Genomic DNA, 13,305 nt, shown 5'->3' on the forward strand with positions numbered 1-13,305 from the left:
CATCTAATTCATCTAATTCAGCGTTGGCTTTTTGTTCAAAATCTTCAACCATAGTTAAGCCATTGTCTGCTTTAATGTATGCCCAGTCTTCAGTAACATTTAACTTCCATTCATAATCATTGGCTGGAAAGCCATTCGCTAAGATCTGAGTCGAAATAACGAGTGCAAGTACAAATGTTTTTTTCATTTCCCTGTGTTTCGATTGTCAGTTTTGTCTTTATTTTCAAGATTATATACAACAGGACTAGCGAGCGTGACTGCAAAATCGTGGTATAGGATAGTTAGAAACTATCAAAATATAACAATGAATTTAATCTATGGCCTAATTTCATTGTAAATGTAAGAAGTCACGCTGTCTTTGAAAGTTGACCAACTAAAACAGCATGACTGGGGGTTCTTTGTTTAGGAATGAATACTAATTCCTGAATACAGCTCGCTCATCGTTAAAGAATCAAAAAACAACGTAAAAAATCACGTTCTTTCCCTATGAATAATATTTAATTTTCGAAAACACACCTAAATACGAACACTCTTCAGAAACTCCACAGAAAAAATTAAATCATACACCAACCAAGCCATTCAAATCGGACTAAAACAATGGGCATTTAGGACTTAACATCTTATTTATTAGAATCTTAAATAATAACAAATATAATACAACACATCGGATTTGTTATTTATAAATATCAAATTACTATCTCGCCGCTCAATAATTTCTAACCAAAAAATAAACAATAAAAAGGTATTAACATGTCTATAACTTTTCAAGGTAACCCCGTTTCAATCTCAGGTCTATTTCCTAAACCTAATCAAGTAGCACCAAGTTTTACTCTCTGCGACAAAGAATTAAATAGCCTAACCTTAGAAAGCCTAAAAGGGAAAAATGTCTTATTAAATATTTTCCCTAGCATTGACACCCCAGTTTGTGCTGCAAGCGTTCGTACATTTAACGAGAAAGCCGCTAATTTAAACAATACAATCGTATTATGTGTTTCTGCCGACTTACCATTTGCTATGAACCGTTTTTGCGGTGCTGAAGGCATTGATAATGTAACAACCGCTTCTTTCTTCAGAGAGTCATCATTCACTGAAAACTACGGTGTAAACTTAAATGAAGGTGCGCTTGAAGGGTTAGCTGCTAGAGCTATTATCGTTATTGGTCAGGATGGTATGGTCACACATAGTGAATTGGTTTCTGAAATTACTACTGAACCAAACTATGAATCAGCACTAGCGGCTTTATCATAATCATGCGTAAACTACTTATTGTTGCTGCTACCCTATATTCAATAAACGCCTTCGCAAAGTTTGAAACTACTGAAGACGATGCTGAGTTTGGAGCGGCTCAAGTCGTCACACTTGATAAAACAACAAAGTTTGACCTGATTGGTACACCATTAGAAGTAGGTGATTTAATGCCTTCGGCTAAGATGCTGACTTCAGATTTAGGAAGCTATGATACCAGTGCGAAAAGTAAATCGATCAAAGTCTATAGCATATTAACATCTGTTGACACGCCGGTTTGTGTTCAACAAGCTATAGAACTTTCTCAATACATAGAAAACAACAGTCACAAACTTCAAGGTATTGAATTTTATGCAGTGAGTGCCGATACTCCTTTCGCTCAACAACGGTTCATTAAAGAGTACTCTCTTGACGGGGCGACATATCTTTCTGACTCTTCAGAACATAAGTTTGGCCTAAATACAGGGACTCAAATTAAGCAGTTAGGTTTGCTTAGTCGAAGTATCATTGTAGTGGGTATAAATAACCAAATTATTTATACCCAAAGAGTACCTGAACTTACAACTATCCCTAGTTTAGAGCGAGCCGTAAAAATAGCGTTAAAAAACCGCTAGATACCAATAAGATATAAGAGGCATCAGCCTCTTATATCAATAAAACCCCCATTCTAACAATTAAAAATCAATGATTAAAATTATTAAAAAGCAAACGTTTATGTAGGATTGTTAATTTTCATCTCATTAATAACTATCAAACCAAAAGAAGTGTCAATACTAGAACTAATAATAGGAGAAATTTCGATTTAGAATTATAAAATCAAAATACGATATGGCACTTCATCATTTCATTAAATAATATCTACCCTAATTTCACGACCTCTATCCATGACCGCATCGATACAACCCCATAGATTAAAAAGCATATTGAACCAAATATTTAAGCTTTTGGTGTCATGCATACGACCTCACTGGATGAGGCACTAAAGCACCTCAATGAAACAACACACATAAATGAAAGTAACTCTACTTATTTTAGGCATACCTTTCAGGTTCTCGATAAAAGAACAAACCAAAATTACCCTAACTTTTATAAACAATTTTAATTATGAAACCAGGGTTATATTGTTTTCTTAGTTGTTGTCTATTGAATAATTTGGTAAATTTGTATCATTTCATTTCAAGACAATAGCAAGTATAGGTAAAACAGATATCTATGTGGGACTTTAGACCTCAGGAGTGCTTTCAACTTCGAAATAAAATATCAGGCGAAGAAAAGAGACTAACCCATACAGAAAGCCAGTTGTTATTGCTCTTACTTTCGAATAAACATCGAGTCGTAACTAAGTCAGAAATTCACAAAAAAATTTGGCTAGGAAAATGTGTTTCAGATGCCAGTATCACACACAGTATTGCTTCATTACGTCTAGCTTTAAATGATACAGCGGAAGCGCAATGTATCATTCGAACCGTACCTAAAGCCGGCTACTTTGTCGCTGAGAATAAAATAGCTCTAGCTTTAACCAACCAAGACCAATCCTATACTGGGCGCCCTGATAAGATACGAGCTCTTAAACTTAGGTGTTCTTGGCAAGTTGGAGTAATACTTTTATTAGTCAGTATGAACTTGTTACTGTTTTGGTTTTTGTTCATCCCTTCACAAAGCGAACCTAAACTGAACATGTCAAGGTTGAACTCTCAAACCAACACTTTTACGATCAAGAACAACGATTTCCATAGTCAACAGCTCCTAGAACAACTGATTAGACACCCTGATTTGAACAATGTGAATTTTTATATCACTTCAAATAAAACTAGGATTTATGTAAGTTGCATTCACCAGAATTCCTCATCACCTTACGGCCAAAGCATCAACTTCTCCATTGATATTAAGCGCGCTATAGAGAGAACTAGTAATGATATTGTACAAAAATGCCAATAAGCGCTACAGACTTGGCGTTGTCTTTTTACTTGCCTTGTTTCCTATTCAAATCTTTCTGAACGCATCGTTTATTCCTAGTTTTGCTAAAAACGCTACTACCCAAATAAGTAAAACGATTCTGACTTACGGTGAGACAATGGGAGACAATAAATACAGAAAAATCGACTACCACTTAAAACCTTATCTATGGAACCGATTTCTCTTACTTACTTCTATCCATTTCGGCAATGGGAAAAAGGTTGATACACAATTCCTTATTACCTTTTGGCCAAAATCTATTTATTCAATAAAATACATCAATAAGCTGGTTGACGCTCCAGAGTCAGAATATTTCGATTTGCCGGAGCAACATGTCCTTTTTGACGGGGGCGAAGAAATTTTTCAAACTTTGCGAGAAACCCCATACCAATATTGCTACATCCAACTGTCGAACAGCTCAGTTCAATGTGTCAATATATCTAAAGATAAAGAAAAAAATCGCCTTCAATGAGAAGAAAACAGCATAGCATGTGGACATTTAATCCAACACTTCGGCATCAACTAACTAACCAAAGTAATGGGAAGAGCAAAAAATTGCACTCTACAGATTGCAAAATTTTAGAGCTTTTATGTCAATATCAAGGAAAAACTGTTTCAAAAAACGCCTTAATAAACGCGGCTTGGCCGGGGCGTGTCGTCTCTCAAGCGAGTTTAACGCAATCCATAGCTCACCTACGCATAGCTTTAGGAGATAATGGCCGCCAACAAAATATTATAAAAACTGTACCTAGACATGGTTATTCGGTGGTTAGCGACCTCATAAGTCTTGAGATGCCTGTAGCTCTTGAACAAGACAACTTATCAACCTCTTGCTCAGAAATACCCCAAGACACTCCCCAACTAGAGCATCAAGAAAAGATTGGTCTATCAGCTCATCTACAATACCTTCAAAAATTTATTTTATTGATTCTCTCACTCTTGTTGCTACTTAGCATTACTTGGTTAGCACGGATCATATATTACAATAGCACCACAGATCGTCTCCAATGGAATCAGCGTGAGTATTTGGGGGTAACGTATTACTTTACGAATACTAAAAATGGAAGTCAACGTTTCAAGGATCTCAAACGGAGATACTCAAGTGATTTGCGTATGCTATATATTTCTGAAAACCCCGAGCAATTGTATATATCGTGTGTTTACCAACCTAACAATTTGCATGAACGTCACACAATGAATTTTAGTTTTTCCCGAGATTATTCAATCGAGCAAGTAAAAGAGGCCATTAATGAACAATGTCAGTAAAGCCATCGTTTGGCTGGTGTTGGCAAATACACTCATCATTGCGCTGCTCTCGTGGATGAATAACCTTAACCATCCTCCATTCCTCGATGGTCGAAACAACACCATGTTGTTTTCTCGCGGTCGTACATATACAAAATTTGAAGTCGATACCTTCAAAGAAGTTATTACCGTTGATCATCGGTGGGGAGGAGTCCACGATATCCATTCGAGCACACTATCCGAAGGAGAAAACAAGGCTCTCAACGTTTATTACTCAGTTTATTTTTGGGGCATAAACCTTTTTTCGACGACCAACGTACTACGTAGCTCAAACTACATTCCCTCCACCGAACTCGACTTCGCTGAAGCCCACTTGATTAACGATTCCTCGGAACAATTTTTCCAGACCTTGTATCAAGACAAATATATATTTTGTTATTCCAGTTTATTAACCAGCAGTGTCCAGTGTATCACTGCAGATTAATTAGAGTAATTAACCTAATCAACCAACACATTTAGTTATAACCAAATGTGTTTAAAATAAACCCTTTAATACCAATGAGTTAATTTAATTTTGTAAAATTACGGTCAACGGTAAGTGTTGTAAAATTTGGATTTGTTCATTAGTGTTTTTAAGGTTTTTTGGACATAGTACTAGCAAATAAGACATGTCCGAGAAATACAATACTCATGAGCAACAAAAGAGAACCTTTAAAGATCACTGCACTCTTGTTGGAAGGAAGCCCAATCACAGCGATTTCGGGACCAATCGAAATGCTGACCATCGCTTCAATACAAGCAGGATTACCTACCCCACAGGTTAGTTATGTATCCGTTACAGGTGAGCCCACTCAATTTCTTGGAGGACTCATAATTAACTGTAATACACATTGGGCATCCGTCGAACAGACAGATATTTTGCTAATAGGCGCATGTGGTGATATAAGTAAAGGGTCTTATGTCTTATCCGAAGAGGTTAAGTCTTGGCTACAAAAACAAATCGCGCAGTCTGAGTTTGTTCTCTCTTTATGTACAGGGGCTTTTCTTCTGGCGGAGCTTGGGGTTTTAAACAAACGAAGCGCTACTACACATTGGGTATATGCTGAAGATTTTCGCAAGCAATTCCCCCAAGTAAAATTCAAACCACACTTAAAAATTACTCATGAAGGCAGATATATATGCACCTCTGGTATTAAAGAATACTTCGCCGCAACAATCTTGTTAATTGACGCTCTGTTGGGCACCGCCCAAAGAATAAAATGTGAACAATATTTGGGAGGCGATCTTTCGAAAATAAAGCGAATTTTTTTAACAAGTTTTGTTCAATACCAACAGCACAGTGACGGTTTGATTAATCGATTACAAGAATGGATGCATAATGAAGACCCTAGCAGGCTCTCTGTCGCTATGTGTGCAGAAAAAATCTTTTTGAGTGAAAGACAAATGAAACGTCGCTTTAAAGCAGCAACTGGCGAATCTCCAATGAGTTACATACAACGTATTCGAGTAGCATTCGCTAGAGAAAAATTGGACACTACGCGCCTAAATATAGAACAAATATCCCAGCAGGTCGGTTACAGTGACACAAACCATTTTCGATCGCTGTTTAAAAAGTTTTACGACATGACACCCACAGAATATCGCAAAACGACACAGACTGGTGGGGCTTAATCATTTAAATTTTCGTTGAACCTAACTTCTTAGTTTAAAAGAAGGGAGTTACCCGAATTAATTGAGATTCTTAATCCACAATCCAAGACAAAATAGGTAACTCTCGCTCTAGAGCCCTCATCAATTCAACATTTAAAAAGTTTATCTATCCCCGCCCACGCTTGTATCTGCAAGCGTTCAACGACGCCACACCACACTTCATCTCGTTTTAATATTCGTCATACACCATCGAATCTGAAGACATTAAAGTCTTTGATTGGGGCGCCTAGAAAGCCAAGAAACACGGATGACTTGGCGAAAGCCAAATCTCGTTATCAATGTGGATCGATAGGAGGTCCTTAGCGCTAAGTTAAACCTCGTTAATGTCAGTGACGATGATAATAAGGCGCTAACAACATTACTTAACCCACTTCGAAAAAGTCAATGAAGTATAAAGTGATAGACCTAGTGACACGAGAATGTGCAACTAGATACAAGAAGGAAAAGAGAAACAAAGTCGACTGATTTGTTTACAAGACGCTAAAAGCCCTGACAACATGGACAAGTAAAAACAGGTAATAACGACAAAAACTCAAGACGAATGAACATGGTTACTCATCAAAGGGAAATAAGTTGCCACCAACATTCAGTTGATACATTGTTAGCTAGTAAATGGAACTGAGTGAAAATAATCTTCCTTAGGTTCAATCTGACAAGCGCCGATTAAAAAAAAAAAACTGTCAGATCAGGACCAAACGACGACTCTTGATTGACCTCAGGATAACCATCTTTACCACCGATAAAATACTATTGAGAAAGTTTATCTAGGACAGGGGTTATCGACTGATGAAGTTCACTGGTTTCATATGCACCAGATAAGAGTCTACTTGGGTAAGCAATTGAATTACTGAGAACTTCACCAATATTATTAATATGAATACGAGTATCTGCCACACAAGCGCTCATGCATATTTTAATAAATTGCTTTGAAGTATCAAGTTCAAGCAAACGCGCACATCGCAGTGCTTCTTTAGTTCTTTCATGGAGCATTTCTTCAGATAACACGATTAACCCCTTCTCCATTCAGTAGCATAACAATGTGAAACTCTTCGCTTTCCCTCACCATAGCAAGGAAAAGGCTCTCTCTCATTTCTTTTCGGACCGTATTATCGCCAAGTACATATTTCGTCAAAACGCTAATAGCTTGTTGCTCGCTAACTTCGTCTTGACTAACTATTGCCGACAATACGCTTTTCGACAGGTTTGACGAGATGTCAAAATTCAGTTCTTTTGCCGTTACAAGCATCGCTTTTATTACTTTGTTTTTTTGAGCTCTGATAGTACATATTTTCAGTTCATGCTTATCAAATGCATACCCAATATCATCTAGTAGTTGGCTCAGTTCTTGATACACTTTGTATTCCTCTAGTTCATTGTTCTCGTCCCTCATATGTTAACGTTATATGTTTAAAATAAAATAATGAAACCAATTGCACCAATAAAAAAAATACGATAAATATCATGGGATTATAAAAAAGACCTCACTATTACGTCCAGAAAATAGGATATATATGTCCTATTTGCTTACCATGCAATGGAGGTAATGCTTTTTATCCATATTAACTGAGTTGGTCTACATAGCTTCAATACCATTAGAAAAACGACACATACCCCTTACATTTAGGACTTTAACTGCGACCATTTACACATAAACCATTGAGTTTATGTGGTTAAATTTAAAAATAACTAAATCTATGGACGAGGTTTCTTATTTTATTTTTTCTGGGCAAGTAGATAATAATGCACAGAATCTTAAAAAAGGAACTGACAATGTTATACGCACAACCTGGAACTGAGAACTCAATTGTTGATTTCAAACCACAATATCAAAATTTCATTGGAGGAGCATGGATCGCACCGAAACATGGAAAGTATTTTACGAACACCTCTCCAATCAACCACTCAGTAATTTGCGAAATTCCGGCTTCGACTCAAGAAGATATCGATTTAGCAGTTAATTTTGCACATGGTGCAAAAAGCGATTGGGCTTCAACATCAGTTACTGAGCGTTCGAACATACTACTAAAGATCGCAGATCGTATTGAACAGAATCTTGAGATGCTTGCTATTGCTGAAACCTGGGATAACGGGAAACCTGTCCGCGAGACGCTCGCCGCTGATATTCCTCTGGTAGTCGACCATTTCCGTTATTTTGCTGGATGCATTAGAGCCCAAGAAGGCTCTGCTTCAGAGCTGGATTCGCAAACCATGACCTACCACTTTCCTGAACCTGTTGGGGTTGTCGGACAAATTATTCCATGGAACTTTCCACTCTTGATGGCGGCTTGGAAACTAGCACCAGCTCTGGCTGCAGGTTGTTGCGTTGTCTTGAAGCCAGCAGAGCAAACTCCTGCATCGATATTGTTCTTAATGGAACTCATCGAAGATCTCGTACCTGCTGGTGTAATAAATATCGTTAATGGCTATGGTTCAGAAGCGGGTCAAGCGCTTGCAACACACAAAAAAATTGCAAAAATCGCCTTTACTGGTTCGACTGAAGTTGGACAACATATCCTTAAGTGCGCCGCTGATAACCTGATCCCATCAACAGTCGAGCTAGGTGGTAAGTCTCCAAACATCTTTATGGCTGATATATTTGATCACGAAGACAGCTATCTAGATAAGTGTATCGAAGGCGTACTACTGGCTTTCTTCAATCAAGGTGAAGTTTGTACGTGCCCTTCGCGAGTTCTGATTCAAGAATCTATTTACGATCGCTTCATTTCGCGTTTACAGACTCGCATGAAAACGATCAAACAAGGAAACCCGCTCGATACCGATACACAAGTCGGATCACAGGTTTCAAGAGAGCAGTTTGACAAAATCCGTCAATATATCGCACTTGGTCATGAAGAAGGCGCTGAATTACTTATTGGCGGTAAGAGTTATGAAGACAATGGCTACTTTGTCGAGCCAACTCTCTTCAAAGGAACTAACGAGATGCGTATTTTCCAAGAAGAGATCTTTGGTCCAGTCGTTGCTGTTACAACATTTAAAGACTCTGAAGAAGCACTGGCTATCGCTAACGGTACTGAGTATGGATTAGGTGCAGGGGTATGGACACGTGATAACAATCTGATTTCACATATGACGAAAAATATCCAAGCTGGACGAATTTGGGTCAACTGCTACCACGCGTATCCAGCTCACGCTGCATTTGGTGGTTACAAAAAATCCGGCATTGGTCGAGAAACACACAAAATGATGCTCGATCATTACCAAAATACCAAAAATATCATCGTAAGCCATAGCATTGATCCCTTAGGCTTCTTCTAATTATTCAACTGCTCCTCTGCCCGATGGTTTATCGGGCATATTTTTATCAGAATAATAATTTTCAATGGCTTGGTATCATAACAAAATGGTTAATAAAAGTAGCTCTAAATTGACAATAACCTAACTTAGAAACGAATTATAGAGAATGAAAACCCGTTCAATATTTTTATTTGGTTGATCTTCAAAGGATACCTCACCTTAGAAGAAATAATTATTATTAAAAATAAATCTAGCAGAAAATAATGGAAAAACAATGTGAATAAATTTAAATTACAAGTCATAGGTTCAATGGTTCTAATCATCACAATGATTATTTTAATCATCGCATCTTTGAATTTTTGGTCTTTCCACAATGAAAGTATTCGATTAAACAAGGAGATACTTCATGAGAAAAACTCAACAATTAACGGAAAGATGACAGAAAAACTAGAAATTTACAAACACATTTTGTCTTCAATAAAAATAGATGATGATAGTTATAAAAATGGTAGTTTATCCTCTAACCTTACTAACCAACTGCAATCAATTCATAATATTTTTGGTAATATTAGTATCGGTGTCTTCCTTTTTGACCGTGAAGGTTCGCTTTACGATATGTCTGGAAAAATTACAGAAGTTAATGTTAAAAAAATTCAACGTGATTATTTTATCGAAACATTCGAGAAAGGTAAAGAGTTCTATGTTTCAAAGCCTTATACTTCATCAACTTCGGGAGAGGTCGTATTCGGTATAGTGTATAAGATAAATGAAGATATCGCGATAATTAGTAGCATAAAAAAAGGATCAATACTAAAAGATATTATAGGTAGAGACGATGTTTTCCTATATACGGAAGAAGGGACAATAATAACCTCACCTAATAAAGAACAAGTAGGAAGTAATATATTCTTAGAAAACCCTACATTTAAAAAATTTGATAATAACCACCCAGAATTATCATATAAAAATCGAATCGGACGAAAAGATGTAGATTATACTGCTTTTTGGAGCAAACTAGATATCAACGGGTGGGAGTATGTAATTTTTACCAAAGATAATATTATAAACAAAGGAGTTAATGACCAAGTTTTCATCTCTATACTCACCGGATTACTGTGTATAATTTCTTCTATTGGTATCTTATTTTTTATTATACACATATTGGTCTTAAAACCTGTTGGCGGTTCTCCTAAAGATATTGCTTTGTTGATGGAATCCATGGCTAAAGGAAATCTTCGTCAAAATATAAAAAAAACAGGGAATGAAACAGGGATATATCGTTCACTCATTAATTTTTCTGAACAACTATCTAATTTGATTAAAAATTCACATGGAATTGCAGAGAATGTCTCATCTGCCTCACAACAACTCACTGTAGTTATGTCAGATACAATACAAAACGTTCAATATGAACTATCTCAAGTTGAACAGATATCTACTGCTATTAACGAGCTTTCGACATCCTCACTAGAAGTAAGTGATAAAGCAACAATGGCCGAAGAAGAAACACGAGCAAGCCAAAATAATGTTGAACATGGTATCAAAATATTGAATGAAAACCTAAACTTTACCAATGAAATTAATAACTCAGTTAGTAGTACAGCTCGAATTATTGAAGAGTTGAGTGAATTTGCGGAGGAGATCGGAACTGTTATAGAGGTTATAAACGCCATCTCAGAACAAACAAATTTACTAGCACTCAATGCTGCAATAGAAGCAGCCCGAGCCGGTGAAGCTGGACGAGGGTTTGCTGTAGTCGCTGATGAGGTAAGGAACTTAGCCTCAAAGACGCAAACCTCCACCATCAGCATTAAAGGTATCATCGAAAAATTGCAAATTCAATCTGAAAAAGCGAACCGGAATATGGGAGAGAACGTGTTATTAATCAAGAAATCCGTATTTCTAGCTGATCAGATAAAGTCTTCATTTGAAGAGATATCTACAACAATCGAGTCAATCTCTAATATAAATACACTCGTAGCCAATGCATCCCAACAGCAATACAACGTCACTGAAGAAATTTCAAAAAACGCAGTACGAGCTTTCGATTTGGTACAGCAGAACGTTTCATCAGTTAATCAAACACTACAGGCATCAAATGAGCTAGCGCTCTTAGCAGAATCTCAAAAAAACGAACTAACCATTTTTAAAGTATAAATATCTAGGCAGGTCTAACGAAGTCAAACACTAGTTAGCCTGCCCATAACTAAATCAATCCAAGACAATATTATTCTTTGATATTCATGTTTTCCATTGATATGGATAAGATCGCCAGCTCCCTCTCTTCCCTCTTCATAAGTAATATTTAAACATCGCCAATTTTTAGCCATCTTACTTAGCCAATTAAAAACCTAACTTCCAAAGATAGCTTTAAATATTTCATTTAAAAAAGTAACTATAGTTCACCGTTGAATGTTAATAGTTTAATATAACTAAAGCCTCAAGCTATTTAATCAGAAAATTTTTGAACCAGTCTTGGCTTCCCTGACAAATCTATAGCTACATAATTAAAATTAGCTTCACATACTTGGAATCTTAGATTAACCTTATCTTCTTGAATAGGTTTTACCCAAACTTCTAAATCAATCGACATTGATGTTCTACCAATTTTAACGCATTCACCATAACAACAAACGACATCACCAACCTTTACTGGTTTTTTAAAAGTGATACTTGATACTGAAACTGTTGCTATCCGTCCTCCAGATATTTCTTGAGCTAGGATTGCTCCAGCTAAATCAAGCTGTGACATTATCCACCCCCCAAAAATATCACCATTCGCATTAGTATCTGCAGGCATAGAAAGAGTACGTAAAAGAAGCTGTCCTTTTGGTTTTTGTTTAGTATTGATTGAAGTACGCAAGATATATTCCTATATTCTAAATATATTCTTATATTTAACCATATTTAAGTTTAAAATTCAGCTTTGAAAATGTTTTATTTTTCACAGATTTTGATACTGTTGTTATGCACTTCTTATTCCATTAACATCGATGCTGGATTGAGCCACATTCTAAGATTGATTTAGCTCATTAATCGGAAAGTCGGAACCTTTAAGCTCTATAGGAAAATTAGCTGACTAAGGTACATATGCATAAAAACATACTAACAACCTACCGGAGAATTCTAATTCCTCAAGCTCATTCACCACTAGTGACCCCCTTAGATCGTAAAATTACTGTTTCAAATATTGCTCGAACGTGATAATCGGAGTGAACTTTCCACTGGGCTATTGCATCACTTTTTAACACTCCTATTGCGTCATATCTCGAATGCCCAGGCTCCCAGTTACTTGTATTTTTACGCTGTGAGGTTAACGGAATAATACCTTTTCGGGGCAGTACTTAATGGTACACCTTCGTATCACAAGCTCCGTTACCTGACATATCATTGCTCTTTCTTCGAGGTAGATTAAGTAATGTTGGCAGCACTACACTATTACTACATCGACGAGGTTTACCTCTACACAAAGATTTCATGCGTACCTACATCCACTGTGAGATAGAGCGTTCGCCAAGTTCTCCGTTTTCATGGCCGTACTTTCTGACTTTCTATTCGTCCTCGCCAAACACTTTAAAAACAGAGAATCAATGAAATCTTGTAGCGTTCGAAGCGGGAGATATGATGCTCTTTTTCATAGAAGAGCATTATCTGAGTCGTCAAACCCTCTACGTCGCTTTCCATGGCGTATCGCACATTTCCATACTTTAATCACGCATCATTAATACAGAGTAACATAACCACTCTTACATATTACGCGATGATATTACCACCAACTCGATCTATGCAACAACGTATGCCTTAACCACCTAACAATCAGACACTTTAAAAATGCTTTCCAGATGAAGTTAAATCAATCATTGTATGAGAATTAAAATAAAAAAGCCGGCTTCA

At 36.8% G+C, this 13,305-nt stretch carries 13 protein-coding genes; 9 read left to right on the top strand and 4 right to left on the bottom strand.

Annotated features, from left to right (window positions below; translation table 11 throughout):
- Positions 1-187 (bottom strand): hypothetical protein (locus AB4513_RS19545; RefSeq protein ID WP_136983451.1); only part of this gene is annotated, 187 nt, incomplete at its 3' end.
- Between the two features lie 563 nt (positions 188-750).
- Between AB4513_RS19545 and tpx the strand changes: the two genes are divergently transcribed.
- The 7 genes from tpx (at position 751) to AB4513_RS19580 (ending at position 6,117) form a co-directional block, all read left to right on the top strand.
- Entirely contained in the window at positions 751-1,248 is a 498-nt protein-coding gene (tpx, locus tag AB4513_RS19550) for a thiol peroxidase (protein ID WP_017082551.1), read from the top strand.
- A 2-nt stretch (positions 1,249-1,250) separates the two neighbouring features.
- A complete protein-coding gene (locus tag AB4513_RS19555; RefSeq protein ID WP_017082552.1) occupies positions 1,251-1,859 on the top strand; it encodes a redoxin family protein in 609 nt (202 codons plus the stop codon).
- Between the two features lie 598 nt (positions 1,860-2,457).
- Positions 2,458-3,183, top strand: a complete 726-nt coding sequence (locus AB4513_RS19560) for a winged helix-turn-helix domain-containing protein (RefSeq protein ID WP_017082553.1) — start codon at positions 2,458-2,460, stop codon at positions 3,181-3,183.
- On the top strand, positions 3,158-3,673 hold the full coding sequence (locus tag AB4513_RS19565; protein WP_017082554.1) for a hypothetical protein: 516 nt from the start codon (positions 3,158-3,160) through the stop codon (positions 3,671-3,673). The genes AB4513_RS19560 and AB4513_RS19565 overlap by 26 nt, the downstream gene beginning before the upstream one ends.
- A gap of 17 nt (positions 3,674-3,690) precedes the next feature.
- Positions 3,691-4,467: a winged helix-turn-helix domain-containing protein gene (locus AB4513_RS19570; RefSeq protein WP_231903591.1), complete on the top strand. Its 777-nt coding sequence runs from the start codon at positions 3,691-3,693 to the stop codon at positions 4,465-4,467.
- Positions 4,451-4,930 carry a hypothetical protein gene (locus AB4513_RS19575; RefSeq protein ID WP_017082556.1) on the top strand — a complete coding sequence of 160 codons (480 nt, stop codon included), beginning with the start codon at positions 4,451-4,453 and terminating at the stop codon, positions 4,928-4,930. Before AB4513_RS19570 ends, AB4513_RS19575 begins: the two co-directional genes overlap by 17 nt.
- Positions 4,931-5,136: 206 nt before the next feature.
- On the top strand, positions 5,137-6,117 hold the full coding sequence (locus AB4513_RS19580) for a GlxA family transcriptional regulator (protein ID WP_102257271.1): 981 nt from the start codon (positions 5,137-5,139) through the stop codon (positions 6,115-6,117).
- 786 nt (positions 6,118-6,903) lie between these two features.
- On the opposite strand, the gene AB4513_RS19585 is transcribed toward AB4513_RS19580, so the two are convergent.
- Together AB4513_RS19585 and AB4513_RS19590 are read right to left on the bottom strand one after the other, a co-directional pair.
- Positions 6,904-7,161, bottom strand: coding sequence for a hypothetical protein (locus AB4513_RS19585; protein ID WP_017082558.1), 258 nt, complete (start codon positions 7,159-7,161; stop codon positions 6,904-6,906).
- Positions 7,151-7,546 carry a hypothetical protein gene (locus AB4513_RS19590; RefSeq protein WP_017082559.1) on the bottom strand — a complete coding sequence of 132 codons (396 nt, stop codon included), beginning with the start codon at positions 7,544-7,546 and terminating at the stop codon, positions 7,151-7,153. The genes AB4513_RS19585 and AB4513_RS19590 overlap by 11 nt, the downstream gene beginning before the upstream one ends.
- A gap of 380 nt (positions 7,547-7,926) precedes the next feature.
- Between AB4513_RS19590 and AB4513_RS19595 the strand changes: the two genes are divergently transcribed.
- Both AB4513_RS19595 and AB4513_RS19600 read left to right on the top strand, forming a co-directional pair.
- Positions 7,927-9,432: an aldehyde dehydrogenase family protein gene (locus tag AB4513_RS19595; protein ID WP_048660432.1), complete on the top strand. Its 1,506-nt coding sequence runs from the start codon at positions 7,927-7,929 to the stop codon at positions 9,430-9,432.
- A gap of 255 nt (positions 9,433-9,687) precedes the next feature.
- Positions 9,688-11,568 carry a methyl-accepting chemotaxis protein gene (locus AB4513_RS19600; RefSeq protein ID WP_102257272.1) on the top strand — a complete coding sequence of 627 codons (1,881 nt, stop codon included), beginning with the start codon at positions 9,688-9,690 and terminating at the stop codon, positions 11,566-11,568.
- A 292-nt stretch (positions 11,569-11,860) separates the two neighbouring features.
- On the opposite strand, the gene yciA is transcribed toward AB4513_RS19600, so the two are convergent.
- The gene (gene yciA / locus AB4513_RS19605; protein WP_017082562.1) at positions 11,861-12,274 is read right to left on the bottom strand and encodes an acyl-CoA thioester hydrolase YciA; all 414 of its coding nucleotides are present in this window, start codon (positions 12,272-12,274) and stop codon (positions 11,861-11,863) included.
- Positions 12,275-13,305 lie beyond the last annotated feature (1,031 nt).

Origin of the sequence: Vibrio sp. 10N.222.54.E6, assembly GCF_041473955.1 — a bacterium.
GTDB lineage: Bacteria > Pseudomonadota > Gammaproteobacteria > Enterobacterales > Vibrionaceae > Vibrio > Vibrio tasmaniensis_A.